At 38.5% G+C, this 17,807-nt stretch carries 16 protein-coding genes; 3 read left to right on the top strand and 13 right to left on the bottom strand.

What is annotated here, in order from left to right; translation table 11 throughout:
- Positions 1-38: 38 nt before the first annotated feature.
- From MHI10_RS17405 to MHI10_RS17425, 5 genes are all read right to left on the bottom strand, one after another.
- Positions 39-1,646, bottom strand: coding sequence for an amidohydrolase (locus MHI10_RS17405; RefSeq protein ID WP_340787612.1), 1,608 nt, complete (start codon positions 1,644-1,646; stop codon positions 39-41).
- A 2-nt stretch (positions 1,647-1,648) separates the two neighbouring features.
- The gene (locus tag MHI10_RS17410) at positions 1,649-2,983 is read right to left on the bottom strand and encodes an APC family permease (RefSeq protein ID WP_340787615.1); all 1,335 of its coding nucleotides are present in this window, start codon (positions 2,981-2,983) and stop codon (positions 1,649-1,651) included.
- A gap of 202 nt (positions 2,984-3,185) precedes the next feature.
- Positions 3,186-3,755, bottom strand: coding sequence for a TetR family transcriptional regulator (locus MHI10_RS17415; RefSeq protein ID WP_340787618.1), 570 nt, complete (start codon positions 3,753-3,755; stop codon positions 3,186-3,188).
- A gap of 123 nt (positions 3,756-3,878) precedes the next feature.
- Positions 3,879-4,193: a DMT family transporter gene (locus MHI10_RS17420; protein ID WP_340787621.1), complete on the bottom strand. Its 315-nt coding sequence runs from the start codon at positions 4,191-4,193 to the stop codon at positions 3,879-3,881.
- Position 4,194: 1 nt separating this feature from the next.
- Positions 4,195-4,542, bottom strand: coding sequence for a DMT family transporter (locus MHI10_RS17425; protein WP_340787623.1), 348 nt, complete (start codon positions 4,540-4,542; stop codon positions 4,195-4,197).
- Positions 4,543-4,797: 255 nt separating this feature from the next.
- Here MHI10_RS17425 and MHI10_RS17430 point away from each other — a divergent pair, with 255 nt between their 5' ends.
- The 3 genes from MHI10_RS17430 to MHI10_RS17440 are packed head-to-tail and all read left to right on the top strand — an operon-like array spanning position 4,798 to position 6,641.
- Complete coding sequence (locus tag MHI10_RS17430) at positions 4,798-5,316, top strand: RNA polymerase sigma factor (protein ID WP_340787625.1); 519 nt, start codon at positions 4,798-4,800, stop codon at positions 5,314-5,316.
- Entirely contained in the window at positions 5,303-6,271 is a 969-nt protein-coding gene (locus tag MHI10_RS17435; RefSeq protein ID WP_340787629.1) for an anti sigma factor C-terminal domain-containing protein, read from the top strand. The genes MHI10_RS17430 and MHI10_RS17435 overlap by 14 nt, the downstream gene beginning before the upstream one ends.
- 13 nt (positions 6,272-6,284) lie before the next feature.
- Complete coding sequence (locus tag MHI10_RS17440; RefSeq protein ID WP_340787632.1) at positions 6,285-6,641, top strand: hypothetical protein; 357 nt, start codon at positions 6,285-6,287, stop codon at positions 6,639-6,641.
- 348 nt (positions 6,642-6,989) lie between these two features.
- Here MHI10_RS17440 and MHI10_RS17445 read toward each other — a convergent pair whose 3' ends face one another.
- The 8 genes from MHI10_RS17445 to MHI10_RS17480 form a co-directional block, all read right to left on the bottom strand.
- A complete protein-coding gene (locus tag MHI10_RS17445; protein WP_340787634.1) occupies positions 6,990-9,029 on the bottom strand; it encodes a bifunctional aldolase/short-chain dehydrogenase in 2,040 nt (679 codons plus the stop codon).
- Positions 9,026-10,606 carry a ribulokinase gene (locus tag MHI10_RS17450; protein ID WP_340787637.1) on the bottom strand — a complete coding sequence of 527 codons (1,581 nt, stop codon included), beginning with the start codon at positions 10,604-10,606 and terminating at the stop codon, positions 9,026-9,028. Before MHI10_RS17450 ends, MHI10_RS17445 begins: the two co-directional genes overlap by 4 nt.
- Positions 10,607-10,619: 13 nt before the next feature.
- Entirely contained in the window at positions 10,620-12,404 is a 1,785-nt protein-coding gene (locus tag MHI10_RS17455; RefSeq protein WP_340787641.1) for an L-fucose isomerase, read from the bottom strand.
- A gap of 14 nt (positions 12,405-12,418) precedes the next feature.
- The gene (locus tag MHI10_RS17460; protein WP_340787644.1) at positions 12,419-13,855 is read right to left on the bottom strand and encodes a rhamnulokinase; all 1,437 of its coding nucleotides are present in this window, start codon (positions 13,853-13,855) and stop codon (positions 12,419-12,421) included.
- A gap of 12 nt (positions 13,856-13,867) precedes the next feature.
- Positions 13,868-14,512 carry a class II aldolase/adducin family protein gene (locus tag MHI10_RS17465; RefSeq protein ID WP_340787647.1) on the bottom strand — a complete coding sequence of 215 codons (645 nt, stop codon included), beginning with the start codon at positions 14,510-14,512 and terminating at the stop codon, positions 13,868-13,870.
- 15 nt (positions 14,513-14,527) lie between these two features.
- Entirely contained in the window at positions 14,528-15,502 is a 975-nt protein-coding gene (locus MHI10_RS17470; RefSeq protein WP_340787649.1) for a Gfo/Idh/MocA family protein, read from the bottom strand.
- Positions 15,503-15,733: 231 nt separating this feature from the next.
- Positions 15,734-16,717, bottom strand: coding sequence for an ABC transporter substrate-binding protein (locus MHI10_RS17475; protein WP_340787652.1), 984 nt, complete (start codon positions 16,715-16,717; stop codon positions 15,734-15,736).
- A gap of 85 nt (positions 16,718-16,802) precedes the next feature.
- On the bottom strand, positions 16,803-17,795 hold the full coding sequence (locus MHI10_RS17480) for an ABC transporter permease (RefSeq protein WP_340787655.1): 993 nt from the start codon (positions 17,793-17,795) through the stop codon (positions 16,803-16,805).
- Positions 17,796-17,807 lie beyond the last annotated feature (12 nt).

Consider the following 17,807-nt stretch of genomic DNA (forward strand, 5'->3'; position numbering starts at 1 on the left):
ATATGTTATATCATATTGGGGTATGATTTATAACTAATTTAAACAATTGCACCTTTCAACTCGTAAACAACTTCTCCGTCACACATTGTAAATACTACTTCCGTTTCTAAAATTTCTTCTGATGGAATTTCAAATAAGTTTTTATTAAGTACAATGATGTCAGCTAATTTCCCTTCTTCTAAAGTACCTAGGTTATCTTCACGGAAGCATCCATAAGCTGGTGCATATGTGTATGCTTTTAATGTTTCTGTCATAGACAAACTTTCATTAGTATTCCAATCATTCACTAGCGTACTATCTTTTCTAGTTATCGCATGATATATTTCTTTCATTGGTGAGATATGAACTACAGGAAAATCACTCCCTAAAGCTACCATCGCTCCGGCTTTTATAAATGATTTACTTAAATACGTATTTTTAAAACGCTCCTCGCCAAGTCTTTCTAAGTATACTTTTTGCTCTAAAGCTGCTAAATGATATGGTTGCACAGATGCAATTACATTTAACTCTTTAAAACGTGGTATATCTTCATCACGGATCGATTCAATATGTTCAATTGTATGGCGCGTTTTTTGGCTACCGTTTAAATTTCTAGCTTTTTCAAAAGCATCTAACGAAAACTTCACAGCCCCGTCACCGATTGCGTGTAAACGTACGCTAAATCCATTTTTATCAGCCTCAATAATCCATTCTTCTAGTTGTTGTAACGGATAAGTCGTATGACCGCGATGAGAAGCATCTGTATAATCTTCTAACATATATGCAGTATGACCAGTTATAACACCATCAATAAATTGCTTCAAACCATTCATTTTAATTTTTGGGTGATTATATTGTTCTTTAAATAATCTAGCTTGATCTAAACTACCATCCATTTTAGGTTGTAAATGAACTCTCGCTTTTAATTGTTTACTTCCCTCTAATTCATAGAGTAAATCAAAGTCATCTAAAAATTCAGAAAAAGGAGCATACATATCATTTAAAGATGTAATGCCGTGGCGTGCCGTATAGTCAAAAAAGTTATTTAGCATGGAAGTCTTTTCTTCTTTACTAAAATTATAAGCTAATTTTTGCACAAGACTTTGCGCCTTTTCCATTAAAATACCTGTAATTTCCCCATTTTCATCTTTAATAATTTCACCAAATTCAGGGTCTGGCGTTTCCTTTGTAATTTCTGCTAATTCAAGCGCTTTACTGTTTACCCAACAATAGTGACATTCTAAATGATTTAATATAATCGGATGGTTTGGAAAATGTACATCTAATAATTCTTTCGTTGGTAGTGCAGTATCTTCCCAACCACCATTGTCCCAACCAAATCCAATAATCCAATCTTTATGTTGATGTTGATCCCAATCCCTTTTTAAAACTTGAATGACTTCTTCCGCTGATTTATTTTCACTCAAATCAACACTTTGTAATTGTAGTGCACCAGGGAAAAGATGCAGATGAAAATCATGAAACCCTGCCATGACTAATTGGTCATCAAAATTGTGAACCAATACATTTTCATTTAAAAGGGGTTTTAACTCCTCGATGGATGACGCAATCTTAATGATTTTATTTCCTTCAACTAAAATAGCACCTGGCACTGGTGTATCGTTTATTCCTGTAAATACTTGATTACTAATTAATACTTGTTGCATATTTACCCCTCCTCAGAAAATTGTAAATTAATTTTATTCATTCCTTTAAATTTCACTAAATAAATTAAATAGCATACACCTATAGCCCCCCATACAATTCCAAATATAATTGATATACTATCCAACTTAAATAATAGATAAATGATAAACAATGACCCAAGACTCGGGATGATTAAATATTTTATTGTTGCTCCAAATGAGCGACTATTTGTTTTGATATAGTAATGAAAAACAACAGACACGTTTACAAATAAAAATGCGATTAACGCGCCGAAATTAATAAATGAAGTTGCTAATGTTAGTGTCATAACAAACGATAATAACGAAATTGCAGCGATTAATAATAAATTAAAGACTGGTGTTTTATATTTTGGACTTAAAGAAGCAAATACTTGTGGTAGCATGTTATCTCGTCCCATAGCATACAGTACTCTCGAAGCACTTGCTTGAGATGCAAGACCCGATGCAAAACATCCGATTAACGTCCCAGCTAAAAAGAATGAAACAAATAAATTTCCTCCTACCATCGTCACTAACTCTACAGCTGCTGAATCTAAATTTGTAAAATTCCGATAATTGGGTTGGACAAGTGTCCCTAAATATGAAACAACTACGAACATTAACGTTCCAATCGCAATGATTGAATAAATTGCTCTTGGAATTGTCTTTTTTGGTTCAATTACTTCTTCTGCTAATGTTGTAATTGAATCAAATCCTAAGTATGAGAAACATAGGAGCGAGGCACCCGCCATAATCATAGACATGTCAAATCCAGATCCCATTAAAGGTGTTAATGTAAATAAAGTTGAAGCCTCATTGCTTGCTAATACATAACGAATACATAAGATTGAAAATATACTCACGACTAAAAGCGAATAGATTAAAAGAAGTGTGTTTACCCATGATGCCATTTTTGTACCTTTAATATTAACAAATGTATTCAAAACTATTAACAAGATAATCCAAAAAGCATAGGGTATTTGTGGCAAAATAGAATGTAAAAATATTGCTGCGACTAAATAGTTTACCATTGGCAATAACGCGTAACTTGTTAATAGCGCCCATCCTACTAAAAAACCTACTTTTGAATTGACAGCCCGATGTACATAGGAGTAAGCCGATCCTGAAATAGGGAAAGCCTTGACCATTTGTGCATAACAATATCCTGTTAATGATAAAGCTAATGCAGTAAAGATATACGCTAGTGGCACTCTACTATCCGTCACTTCTGATGCAATTCCAAATGTAGTAAAGATAGTAATCGGAGCCATTAATGATAAACCAAAAACGACAAGCTCTTTACCTGTTAATCTTCTGACTAAATTTACTTCTGACATAAAACCCCTCCAATCTTTATGACTGATTATCATTCATTTTTAAATTAAAAAAATATCAATGACTGATTATCATTCATATTAACATATATTATTACGTTTACAATACTTTTTTCTCGAAATAACGTAAATTTAATTAATTAGGTGTTTTGAAATTATACTATTAAAATATTTTTGACTAAAATAAATACAAAAAAAGTGCATATTATTTCAATGCACTTTTAGTAAATTCAACTAATTCTTTATACTGCGCTACAATTTCATCATTCGAAGGAGAATCATATAAATATAATTGTTCTGCAGTAGATTCGATTAGGCCAATTAAAATACGAGATGTACGCGCACAATTAATATTCTTTCGGATTTCTCCTTTTTCCATCGATTGTTGTAAGAATGTATACATCCAATCATAAAATGGTGAATATATAGATTCCCATTGCTTTAAATGCTCACTTTGCGCTAATCCGGCATATACCATTGCAAAAATTTCTTTCTTACTGTCAGTAATCCGAAAAACTGCGCTTACTAAATCTTCTATCTTCTTATCAATATCACCTGATAAATCAATACTTGAATGGATTTCTTTCATAATCTCTTCAACAGCATATTTTGCAATTTCCGGCATGACAGAAAACTTTGATGGAAAATATAAGTAAAATGTACCTTGGGCTATACCCGCCGCCCTAACAATATCCGATATTTTTGTATTTTCAACACCTTTAGATGCAAACTGCTCAATTGTGGCTTCAATAATCTTTTGTTTTTTATCCAACATTGTATCACCTCAAATTATTGAATGAAATTCATTCATATTTACTTGTATCATAACGAATTTTTCTAAAAAGAACAATATCGATCATTTCCAAAAAAAGTGAAAGAGTTTATTCTCTATTACTCATTACGAAACATATTTTAGTCCAGAAACACCGATTACAATGACCAAAACCGCAACAAATCTACCGACGCTTTTCGATTCTCCAAAAAATATCATGTTAATAATCACAGCAGCAGTCGTCCCGATTCCGATCCAAACTGCATATGCAATACTCACTTGTAAATAGTCAAATGAAGCATATAAAAAATAAAAGGCCCCACCAAATCCTGCGATTAATATGACTGCGTTAAGTAAATTTTTTGTTGTACTATATTTTTTAAGTCCAATTACGCCAATCGTCTCGAAAATTGCAGCAAGAATTACAAATATCCAACCCATTTTAAGCTGCCTCCTTTTGTTGTTTACGCTCAGACAAAGTATCTGCAATGTTTAACATCATGACACCAATTACAATGACACAAATGAATACGACTTTCATAGTAGTAAATGTGTGATTGAATAGAAATACATCCATTAACGCTGTTCCAACTGTTCCTGCTGCAGCGAAAACCGCGTATACCGTCCCTGTTGGTAGACCTTCACAAGCCTTTGCTAAAAACCAAAAATCTATTACGATAATTGGGATAATGATAGCCCAATGCCACCATGTACTTGCTACGTTAAAACCAAAAATCCACAACAACTCACACAAACTTGTGAGAATAACAAATATCCATGATTTATTCATTTTCTTCCTCCTATAAAGCAGTTTAATCACTTAAATCCATTATGACTGACATTCATTCACAATGCAATATATAACATTTATTAAATCAAATAATTTTCTACCCATTAATTACCCACCTCTCTCCTTCAAATTTGGAGAGACTACACTTAATTAAGCACTTTTTTTAAAATTTTTTTAACGAAAGTGTATACTTTTTATCTCCTCATTCGTTACAAATGTGAGGGCAATGAAAATACGAAAGCGAGAAGGGTAGCGTTGACAGATGATTTAATTACATCACTTTATATAGAAAAGGCAGTCATTATCAAAAAGTATTTAATAAAGAATGGATGTAGTTTGTTAGATGCTGAAGATATTGTACAAGGAACATTTGTAAAGGCAATTCAATATATGGTGGATCTTCATGAACAAAATCTTTCAGCTTGGCTTTTTAAGGTAGCGCTGCATACTTATTATGATTTATGTCGAAAAAGCAAGCGATATCCGAGCTACTCCATAGAAGATGAAGAGCAATTTTTCACCGGAATAGCAGATGAAGTTGATGGAGAAATGTTGTTTTTAGCGAAAGAAAAAGGTGAAGAAATAACAAAAGTCCTTGATCTGCTAAATGCTAATCAACGAAACTTGTTGTTCTTAAGATATGAAATGGAGCTGTCCTATAAAGAAATTGCAGAACTAACAGATATGGATGAAAAAACGATTAAAACCTATTTGTATAGGGCTCGTTTAGCGTTCAAAAAGAAATGGGAGGAGACAAATGATGAAAAACTCTAAGATGGATGATTTATTTGATTTTGAAAATGCTGATACAAAAAAAATGATAAAAGAAGCAAAAGGGAAAAATTACGCCCGAATTGCTTTAATTAGTCTAAGTATGGCGGTTTATATTTTTGGTTTAATTTATTTACAAAAGATACAAATTACACCTTATCTAGTTGATAATAATATTTCAGAAATAGATTCTTATTACAATGTGTTTGGCGCAAATACTCACCTAGGCATGTGGGATGAAGAATATCGTTTCATTGGTAGTAGTGCTTCAGCTCCCAAATATAAAATCATTGATGGGAAACCCGTAAGCTTAGGAGAAGTAAAGGTGCCAGGGAAAGTGAACTTTAATGAATTCTCACTAAATGCTAACTGGCCAACAACAGATACAAAGGATGTATTCACTTACGACGGCGTTAGAAAACTTCAATTCTATCACCCAGCTATAACTTACGAAGCATATAAAAACGATATGAATTTAGTAGCAGATATTCCTGATTACAAAAAAGTAGAGATGGGAATTTCATTCGATAAATCATACACATTAAAAGAAGTTCAGAATATGTTACCGGAAAACGTAAATTTTCAGTGGGCATGGATAGATACTTATGATGAAACGAGCTTACAAGGTTTGCAATCATCGGATGGAGTGCCTTCAATTGTTATATCGGAAGTAAATGCTGCGGGATTCCATTTGTATAATAAAGTTGGGGAGGCAATCGAAAAACCAGTAGATCAATTTGTTGAAAACTTAGAATTAGCTTTAAGAAATAAAACGAATTACTATAACGACTTAAAAGTGGTAGATGATTTTCTAAAACAAGAAAACGGAAAAATCAACACCGATAATATCATGATTGTTGGCGCTGTAATTACAGGCAGCCCAAAGGATATTTTAAGCGTACAAAATGAGAATTTTGTAAAAGCGGCTGTTTTAGGAGCAGTCGTAGATACGTATTAAGGAGTGATCAATGATGAAGACTTTTATGGAAAATAGACCGGTTCTATTTGGAGGTATAGCATTTGGAATTGCTTCTCTGGTGCTCAATTGTCTGTATATTATTTTCTTCAACATGGCCCATGTATATGATGTGATCCATGTTTTACCGGTAGTTATTTTGATGGAACCTATAATAAATATGGTAGGCTATTTGGCGACACCATTTATGTTATTACCCATCGCTGTTATTTTCGATTTTATTTTTGGTTTGCTATTTGGATGGATTGCTTGGAATCTTGCAAAAACACCAATTGCTTACGCAGTAGCTTTATTACTACTATTCGGTTTCTATTGGGTAGTTATTACGTATCAATGGATTTTGATTATTTAAATTAATTACACCAAGGCTTTCCCTTTACACGATAATGACACAAACAAATCCTCTCACGCAGTAAGCTTGAGAGGATTTTTATTATATGCGACACCAAACATCAATTACGCCTCGGCGTAATTGTGTCCAGATTTTTTCGAGCTCGCTCGAAAAACTTCCCTTAAAAATCTGTGGCATCCGCCGGGGCTTAACTTGATTCAGCCAGGGTTTGAACCCCCACTGAATAGAATTGCCTTTTTGGCATTCATCCCCCACTTATAGAAGTAGGGGACTTCTGCTGAATTAAGTTAAATTTACTCCGCTGTTTGAATTTCCGTATTGTGCCAGTTAACTTTCTACCTTCAAAATTTATCTCGTAAATGCCGCCGCTACACCACCGTCTACCGTTAGCATGCAGCCCGTTGTTTTCGCTGATTTGCTAGATGCAAAGAAAGCGATTGCTTCGGCGATGTCTCTTGGGTAGATGTTTTCTTTTAGTACGGTGCGTTCTTTGTAGTGATTTTCTAGTTCGTCTGGCTCAATGCCGTATGCTGCGGCTCTTTCCTCACGCCACTTGGAGCCCCAAATTGCGGAACCTTGTAATACTGCGTCTGGTAGGACAGAGTTAGCACGGATGCCGAGGTCTCCACCTTCTGCCGCGATGCATCGTGCGAGATGAACTTCGAGTGCTTTTACCGCGCTATAGGCAGATGCATTTTTGCCAGCGTAGATTGAATTTTTCGAGCCAATGAATATCATGCTACCGCCCGTTTGTTGTGTTTTCATTACTTTAAATGCTTCGCGCGATACGAGGAAGTAGCCTGTTCCTAGCACGTTCATATTCAAGTTCCATTCTTTTAATGTTGTCTCTTCGAATGGACTAGATGTTGCGAGCCCTGCGTTGTTGACCAATATGTCGATGCCGCCGTATGTGCGGATGACTTGCTGGAACGATGCGATAATTTGCTCTTCATTCGTCACGTCCATTTGCACCGCGATTGCACGACCCACTCCGTATGTTGCGTTTATGTCGCTCGCGATTTTTTCTGCACCTTCTAGGTTAAGATCTGCAAGGACTACATGTGCGCCTTGTGATGCGAGTAGTCGGCAAGTCTCACTCCCGATTCCGCCTGCCCCTCCTGTGACAAATGCTACTTTCCTAGAGAATTCGGCTTCTTTTGGAGCTAGTGATAATTTGTATAATTCAAGTGGCCAGTATTCGATGCCAAATGATTCCTCAGCTGATAGGGATGTGAATCCACCTAGTGCGTCAGAGCCTTTCATAACAGAAATTGCTCGATGGTAAAGAGCGCCACTTACTAATGCCGATGCTTTGTCTTTACCTGTGTTAATCATACCGATGCCTTTTATTAAAATAACGCGTGGGGATGGGTCGAACATTTCGTCATTTTCTAACGCGTATGTTTCAAAATAATTTTTGTAATCGTTTTGGTAATTTTCAATGCTCGTTTTAATTGTTGCGATATCGTCGACGAATAGTGGAACACGTTTTGTGTGCACTAAATGGTCTGGACATGCTGCTCCAACTTGCGATAATTCACTTGCACGTGCACTGTTGACGAATTCGAGTACATCATCTGCATCGTCATAAGAGACAATCATTCCTTTATTTTTCGATACTTGCCCACGAATAATTGGGAGAATTTCATTTAATACTTCAAGGCGTTTTTCTGGTGATAATGCTTCTACTATTTGACCACCGAATGCAGGTGTTGTCTCTAATTTTTCGTCAATATATGCTTTTGCTTCGTTAATGATTTGAATCGTTTTATCGTAGCTTTCGCGCGCTGTTTTCCCCCATACAACGAGACCGTGTTTTTCCATTAGGACGAGTTCTGCATTTGGGTTATTTTTTACGCCGTCTGCAATCATTTTCGATAGTAGAAATCCTGGACGTATGTAGGGAACCCACACAAATCGGTCGCCGAAAATTTCTTTGGCAATTTCTTTTCCGTTTGGTGCACAGCAAATGCTAATAATACTGTCTGGATGTGTATGATCCACATGTTTATATGGAAGAAATGCATGTAAAAGCGTCTCAATGGAAGCACGAGGATGCGATTTATCAATCATGCAATGCCCCAGAAAATTGACCATTTCTTCGTCCGTCATGTCTTCACGTTCTTGAAGTGGAAGAATATGTTCGAGTTGGAGTGCTGTGAAGTTCGATTCTTTCATCGTTGCAAGATCAGAGCCACTCCCTTTTACCCACATAATTTCTACTTCTTGCCCACGAAAATCGAGTGCTGTTGTTTTGAAAGAAGTGTTGCCGCCTCCCCAGTTGCAAACACGACGATCAGTTCCGATTAGGTTCGAGCGGAATGTTAGTTCCTCTAGTGTGTTTGCTTCGACTGTTTGAGTAGACGTTTCCCATAGATTTTCAATCATTGTTGTTTCTCCCCTTTCAATTTGTGCAAGTCGTACATAATGGATGATTGTTTTCCAAAGTATGTACTTAGTTTTTCGTACATATCAAATAATTCATTGTAAGTTTGTTCGTTTTCTTTATTTGGTTTGTAGGTGATGTACTCTTTGGATGCCATTTGGTTGATTGCTTCTGGGAATGAGTTGTAGGCATTTGCTGCAACCGCTCCAAGTATTGCTGCTCCAAGTGCTGGTGCTTGGTCGTTCTCTATAACGGTAATTTCCTTTTGCAAAATATCTGCGTAAATTTGCATAAGTAACGTATTTTTCTTTGGGATTCCTCCCGTTGCCACTACTTTGTTTACCTTAATGTCGTTGTTTTCGAAAAGCTCGATAATGACACGCGTTCCAAAAGCAGTTGCTTCCAATAAAGCTCGGTAAATTTCATACGGTTGTGTAGAAAGCTTTTCCCCTATTAAGAGTCCAGAAAGAGTTGCGTCTACATAAGGCGTTCTGCAGCCGTTATGCCAATCGAGTGCTATAAGTCCGCTTTCTCCTGGTTTAAGTAGCCGCGCTTGTTCTGTTAACGTTTGAAAATCTGCGTTATATTTTTTTATGAAGTGTGCAAATAAATCACCAACAGCCGCTTGCCCTGCTTCGTACGCGTAAAATCCTGGTAGGATACCGTCTTCTACTACGCCACTAATTCCAGGGACGAGTACTTCTTTGTCACTTAGAAGTAAATGACAAGATGAAGTACCCATTACAATCACAAGTGTTCCGGGTTCACTTACTCCTGCCCCGGGCAATGCTGCATGTGCATCAATAATTCCAACTGCTACTGGTGTTCCTTCGCGTAGCCCTGTAAGTTCGCTCATTTTTTTAGACAAGGTACCTGCCTTTGTACCTGTTGATTTCACTTCTCCTGCAAGCTTTGTATTGTATATATTGTCGAGTGCAGGATGGATCTTTTTTAATGTTTCATTTGCAATATAACCTGTTTCTTTATGCCATGTTCCTTTGTAGCCAGCGGAACAGCTATTGCGTGTAAGTGTGTTCGTTAGCTTGGAAACGACCCAATCTCCCGCTTCTAGGAAAAATGCGGTTTCTTCAAAAAGTGCTGGATCGTCGTTTGCTATTTCCATTATTTTAGGGAGCATCCATTCAGATGAAATGATGCCCCCGTATCGTTGAATCCATTTTTCGTTTTGTACTATTTTCGTTAGTTGCTTCGCTTCGTCCTCTGCTTCATGGTGCTTCCACAATTTCACATAGGCATGCGAGTTGTCTTTATGCTGCTGTAATTCACATAGCGGTATTAACTTTTCATTCACAGGTAAGATTGTACACGATGTGAAATCTAAGCCGATTCCGATTACATCAGTTGGATCGATGTTTTTGAGTACTTCTGGAATCGATTTTGCAAGTACATCTAGATAATCTTGCGGCACTTGAAGTGCGGATTCTTTTCCTTCTTTCCCAGTAATGACGCCATGGGGGTATGGCGTCACACTAGTTGCGACAATATCGCCGTTTTCGATGTTTACTAAAATAACACGACCTGATTCAGTTCCATAATCAATACCGATTGCGTATTTCATGAAAGTTACCTCCTTATTTATAAAGAGGACCGAAATTTTGACATGCACGGAAGTCCGCTGCTTCGCTTTGATCTGTTCCAAACATGTTCCAAGCACTCGGTCTGAAAATGCTCGATGCTTCGATGTTATGCATGTTAACAGGAATTCGCAAAATGGAAGCAAGTGCAATCAAGTCTGCACCGATATGTCCGTAGCTCGCGACGCAGTGGTTTGCACCCCAGTTATTCATAACAGAATAGACATCTGTGAATGCACCTTCGCCCGTTAAGTTCGGTACAAACCAAGTTGTTGGCCATGTTGGATCTGTACGAAGATCGAGTGTATCGTGCATATCGTCTTCCAGTTCTATTGTATGACCTTCTGCAATTTGTAGCACTGGTCCTAAGCCTTTTACATAATTGAGACGCGCGATTGTGACAGGCATATCTCCCTTAGTTGTAAAGTCTGTCGAGTAGCCACCACCTCTAAAATATTCGGTCGACGCCGGACGCCACTGTACATTTTCAAGTGTTTCTTTCACTTCTTCGTCTGTAATTTCCCAAAATGGTTTAATCGCTGGTTTGCCATCGATTTTTTGGCGACCTGTTCCATCCAGTGCAGCCGAGCCAGAGTTAATCAGATGAATAAAGCCATTTTCCGCTCTGCCAGTTAGTTTTTTACCTGTTACGCGTTCTACTGCTTCTGGACTCCAGTATGTGCGAACGTCTGCGAAGATTTGTGCAGTGTTCGTTAGCAAGTGACCCATTGCCATTGTGACGCCGTTTAAGCTATCATTTTCCGTTGCCAGTAAATACGGTGCACGTTTACCGTTCCAATCAAATGATGAGTTCAAAATTGTTTCCATAAAGTCTCCATTCGGGAAGTAATCCGTCCATTGACGCTGCCCTTGGAATCCAGCAATAATAGCGTTGCGCCCGTTTGATTCTTCTTCAAAGCCCATTTCTTTCAGCTTTTCATTGCCAATCATTAAGTCTCTTGAAATGAGGGCCATTTTAATCGAACGTTCCCAGTCACTTTGTTTTTCTTCATCGGTACGTTTGAATTCTTCTTTATTATTATCTTCACCGCGAATTAAATTTTCGTTCGCCCATTGAAGCGCTTTTTCGTATTCTTCAGTATCGTAAATTTCAAGCTCCATACGGCGGATCAATTCACTCGAATCAATGTATTCATTGCGCATTCCAAGGTACTCTTGGAAAAAATCATCCTTTACGATACTTCCCGCAATCCCCATCGAAACCGAACCAATTGACAGATAGGATTTTCCTTTTAACATGGCAGCAGCGAGTCCTGCTTTCGCAAAGCGTAGAAGTTTTTCTTGAATGTCATTTGGAATGTTTGGATCACCAGCATCTTGCACATCATGCCCGTAAATCCCGAAGGCAGGAAGTCCTTTTTGGTTATAGCCTGCTAGTACAGCAGCAAGATAAACTGCACCTGGACGCTCTGTTCCATTGAAGCCCCATACTGCTTTTGGTAAATGTGGGTCCATATCCATCGTTTCACTTCCGTAGCACCAGCAAGGGGTAACGGTAATGGAAACGCCGACTCCTTCTTTTTTAAACTTTTCTGCGGCTTGTGCGGCTTCCCTTACTCCACCGATACATGTGTCAGCAATTACACATTCTACTGGTTCGCCGTTATAATATTTTAGATTTTCAGATAAAAACTTTGCCACGTTTTTTGCCATATTCATCGTAGTATCTTCAAGTGATTCACGTACTCCATTGCGACGACCATCTATCGTTGGGCGAATTCCTATTTTTGGTAGTGTTCCAATATAACGTTCTTTTGACATATTTGTCCCCTCCATCAGGTATGTAGTAGTTTTTGAAATTCTTTCGTTGCTGCTTGCCATTCACTTGTTTGTTGCGGCTCATATTCCTTCATTCTGAAAGAGTCCGCGACAAGTTGACGACCTTCTTCAATCGTATGAATTTCTCCAAGTGCACGGAGCTGAGAAAGTCCGTTGCCAATAGAGCTCACTTCTGGCGGTCCAGTGAAAACTATTTTCCCCGTTGCATTCGCGATAAATTGGCATAGTTTTGCATTTTGCGTTCCTCCACCACCGATATAAATTTCTGATGCGTTGGAGTTCGTAATTTTTTCGATTTGGTTGATCGTGTGTGCATATTTTAGTGCCAAACTTTCGATGAAGCAGCGAATTTGCGCTCCAGGTGTTTCGGGTGCTTGTTGATTTGTTTTGCTGCAATAGTTTTTGATCGCTTCAGTCATCGACGTTGGGTTAAAAAATGCTGCGTCATCTGGGTCGATGAATGTTTGAAACGGTTTTGCTTTTGTGATTTCGTGAATTTCTTGATCATATGTGAAGTGGATTCCTTGTTGCTTCCACTCTTCTCTCAACTTTTGTAAAATCCAAAATCCCATTGCGTTTTTTTGGAATCGATAGTGCCCTTCGCTCGTTCCTTCGTTTGTAAAACCTTCTTGAAACGCTTCTCTTGTTATTATTGAAGTTTTCACTTCTTTTCCGATAAGCCCCCATGTGCCAATGCTCATGAAAATAGAGTTGGCTTTTTGGATCGGGAGCGCCGACAATGCGCATGCTGTATCATGTCCTGGTACGAGTGCCATTTTGATGTTTTTATTCGCTATTAAATTACCGACAACTTGGTGCGGCATTTCAATAGATGCAAATGGTAGTGTTTTATTGAAAAAAGTGTTTTGAATTTGTTCGTCCCATTGCTTGTTTGCATTTACGAGCTGTGATGTGGATGAAATCGTAAATTCGTTCATTGCAACACCTGATAATGCATGCATGAGTAAGTTTGGCGTCATTAATATTTGTGCTGTTTTTTCTAGATAATGCGGGTAGTGGCTCTGGATTGCTAGTAGCTGAAATAATGTATTGATGGCGGATATTTCATTGCCCGTTTGCCTGAATAATTCATAGGCCGGAATACTGTTTGTTGCTTGCTGAACATGCGGCTCCGTATACGTATCTCGGTATGAAAAGGGTTTGGAAACGAGTGCACCATTTTGCCCGAGCAACCCGAAATCTACGCCCCATGTATCGATACCTAAAGATTCTGCTTGAAAGTCGACTTTGTTTATGCCAATGTTCAATTCACGAATCAGGTGCTCATAATCCCAAAAATAATGCCCATTTTCATAAACTGGCTTGTTTGTAAAACGATGAATTTCAGTCATTTCAAGCTTTTCCCCATCGAACCCTTGGGCAACGAGTCGACCACTGGAAGCACCTAAATCATAGGCAAGAACCGTTTTCATAAAGTTAGCCTCCTACTCTTTAAGCAATTTAGAGCGATATCTTTCCGCTGAAAGGTTTCGTAGCTCCACACATTCTTCGTCCGTTAAAACTCTTGGTCCTCCAAAAATGCTACTAATCGTATACACTTTTGCAGATTCTTCAGTTAGTTGCATGAAGAAATATGCTTCTTTCATCGTTTTTCCTAACGTCAAAACGCCGTGATTACGCATGATCATTACTTCGTGCTTTCCAACAAGTTCCGCCACTTTCTCCGCAAGAACATTTGTCGTTGGTATAACATAATCGATATACCCAACACTTTTCACCATCGCCGGAAAGTCTGGAAATAAAGCAGGGATATCTTTTCCTGCAGAAGAAACACCGACTGAATAGGTAGGGTGTGCATGAAGCACTGCTTGAATTTCATCACTTTTTCGGAAACATTCCAAATGCATGAGAACTTCGGATGATGGGCGTAAATCTCCTGCTACTTCCCCAGTTGTAATATTCACCTTAACCCATTGATGCGGTTCAATTTCCTTCAAGTCAAAGCCACTTGGAGAAATATACATATCGTCTCCATCGCGCATACTTAAATTTCCACCTGCTCCTACAACTAGTCCTTGATCTACAAGTTTATGAGCATATTTCGTTAGTTCTTCAATGACTTTAGACATTTGGACACTCCCTTTCTAATGCAGTAATCGATTAATTTTTTCGAGTTCTATCACTTGTTGCAGCATTTGTGCCGCTGTGTAATTTAAAGGTAATTCGTTATTTTGGATAGCTAATTGAAATGCTTTTATTTGCTCTACGTATGCATTTGCAGCTAGTTCGGTAATGAAATACGTTTCGTTGTTTGATTCGTATTGAATGATTCCTTCGTGACCATTTAAGTCAGAGCGGAATGCAAATGGTAGCTGCATCGTACCTTTTGTCCCGATAATATCGACCGTATTTGTCATCGGAGCGTAAAAACTAGCATCGACTTGAGCAAGAATGCCCGATGGATAATTGAGCTGTACTGTAACATGTGTATCAACTTGCTTGTCAGATTTACCGGCCAATGCTTGGACATTTACCGGACTTTCTTCTATTAAGTAGTGAATTGCATTTAACGGATAACAGCCGATATCATTGAATACCCCTCCGCCGAGATTTGGATTCAGACGGATATCATTGTCCCAGTCTTCTATTGTGAAATGGAATCTGGAACGGATTGTTAGTACGTCACCGATTACTCCTTGCTTTAGAAGCTCTTTTGCTTTTGCCATTTGTGGGTGAAAACGGTACATGAATGCTTCCATTAGAATGACACCGTGTTTGTCGCTTTCACTTTGAAGCTCCCTGAGATCACTTGCCTGTAGAACAATTGGCTTTTCACAAAGCACATGTTTTTTTGCTTGGATAGCTGCAAGTGCCCATTTTTTGTGATGCGTGTTCGGAAGTGCTATGTACACTGCATCAACTTCTGGCGATTCGATTAATGCTTCGTATGAGTTGTATACGTTTGGGATATTGAAGTTGATTGCGAATTGCTGCGCCTTTTCTTCACTTCGACTTGCAATTGCTATGATTTCTGCTTCGTTTGTTTGTTGGATTGCTGGAATAACTTGTTGTTTAGCAATATTAGCTGCACCGATAATACCCCATCGCAGTTTTTTCATTGAAGGCAAGCCCCCTTGTTTTTAACGTTTAATTCAAGCTAATGGTATTTGGAGCTTCCATAATCAATTACGCCTCGGCGTAATTGCGTCCAGATTTTTTCGAGCTTGCTCGAAAAACTTCCCTTAAAAATCTGTGACATCCGCCGGGGCTTAACTTGATTCAGTCGGGGTTTGAACCCCGACTGAATCAAGTTAAAGTTTAGGAGCCGACCATAGCCAGCCCCCATTTTTTTATTCGTAAATTGCTGATTTGATGTCCGCATCATCTAGATTGTCTTTGTCGTACCAGTAGAAGCCTGTGTCGATTGTTGTTTCTACTTCTTTACCGTTCATCGCTTCAACTGCAGCTTTCACTGTTTCATAGCCAATACCTGCTGGGTTTTGTGTTACTGCTCCAGCCATTAAACCGTCTTTAATCGCATCAATTTGTTGTTTACCAGAGTCAAAGCCTACAACAACGAGGTCCCCTGATTTGTTTAGCTCTTGTACAGCATTTACTACACCGATTGCTGACCCTTCATTCGAACCGAAAATTCCTTTAAGGTCGCTATGAGCAGACATAATTGCTTTTGCCAAGTCAGTCGATTTTAAGTGATCTCCACCGCCGTATTGAATATCAACAATTTCGATATTTGGGTATTTCGATTCGATTTGCTCTTTGAATCCATCACGACGTTGTACGCCCGTTACAGAAGTTTGGTCATGCACGATCATCGCAATTTTTCCTTCTTCGCCGATGAACTCAGCCATTTTATCTGCTGCAAGTGCTGCTGCAGCTTTGTTATCTGTAGATGCAGTTGCTAGTGGAATTTCACTGTCTACACCTGAGTCAAATGCGATGACTGGAATATTTTTTTCTTTCATTTCTTCCAATAATGGAGTTGCTGCTTGTGAATCAAGTGCCGCAAAGCCGATTGCGTCTGGCTTTTTGTCGAGTGCCGCGCGAAGCATTTCAATTTGTTTATCAACTTGTGATTCTGTTTCAGGTCCTTCAAATGTAATTTTCACGTCAAATTCATCTGCCGCTTTTTCTGCCCCTTGCTTAACCGACTGCCAGAACTGATGTTGGAATCCTTTCGAAACAATGGCTACATAAGGTTGTTTTTCTCCGCCGTCTGAGCTGTTACTTTCAGTTCCTGCATCATCTGAATTACATGCACCTAAAATCATCGACACAGCTAGCATACTTCCTAAAAACCAAGATCTTTTCTTCATTTATTTCTCCCCATTCCTATTATTTTTACATTTGAAGTCACTTGGACTAAAAACCATTAATCAATTACACCCCAGCTGAATCAAATTATTCTTTACGTCTTCTAAGAATATCCATATACACTGCTAGAATGATAACTAAGCCGACAACGACCGTTTGCCATTCTTGCGGAATTGACATAATGCGCAGTCCATTTGTTAGAACACTCATAATTAATGCCCCAATTACCGTTCCAACAATTGTTCCTTTACCACCACTTAGAGAAGTACCACCAATTACTACTGCAGCAATCGCTTCTAATTCATATCCTTGACCGAGTGCTGGTTGTGCCGAGTTCAAGCGTGATGCCATAATAACTCCGGCAATTCCTGTGAAAGCCCCAGCTAATGAATAAATGGACACTTTCCAGAAGTCGACGTTTACCCCTGATAACTTTGTCGCTTCCTCGTTACTTCCGATCGCAAAATTATAACGTCCTAAAATTGTCTTCGAAAGAATGATTGCCCCAATAATGGCAGAGATAAAGAATATAAGAACCGCATTCGGAATGTTAACGCCTGGAATAATCGAGCCAAGTGCGATTTTCGTAAAAATTTTATGATCCGTGAAATAAATTGGAGCCGCTCCTGAAATGACAAGCGCTAACCCTTTTGCAATCATCATCATTGCCAACGTTGCAATGAATGGTGGGATTTTCAGCTTCGTGATGGCGATACCACAAAGGAATCCACAAAACGCACCCGTTGCAATACCTGCTAATATCCCAACGAAAATCGGAAGCCCCGCATTTACGATTACAACCCCAGTAATTACGGACGATAGTGTCATTACTGTACCTACCGATAAGTCAATTCCGCTTGTGATAATAACAAATGTAGCGCCCAGTGCTAAAATACCAATGACTGCCGTGGATAATAAAATCCCAATGATGTTGCTCCATTGTAGAAAGCTACTCGATGCAAAGGAGAAAAATACAACTAAGGCAATTAAACTCCCGAAAGCAAGTGTTTGCTGAATTGCATTAGGCGGTATAATCTTTTTCTTCTCTTGTTTTTTTTCAATTACTGATTCGATATTCACTCACTTCACCCC

This window comes from Solibacillus sp. FSL K6-1523, assembly GCF_038005225.1.
In the GTDB taxonomy this organism is placed as follows: Bacteria; Bacillota; Bacilli; order Bacillales_A; family Planococcaceae; genus Solibacillus.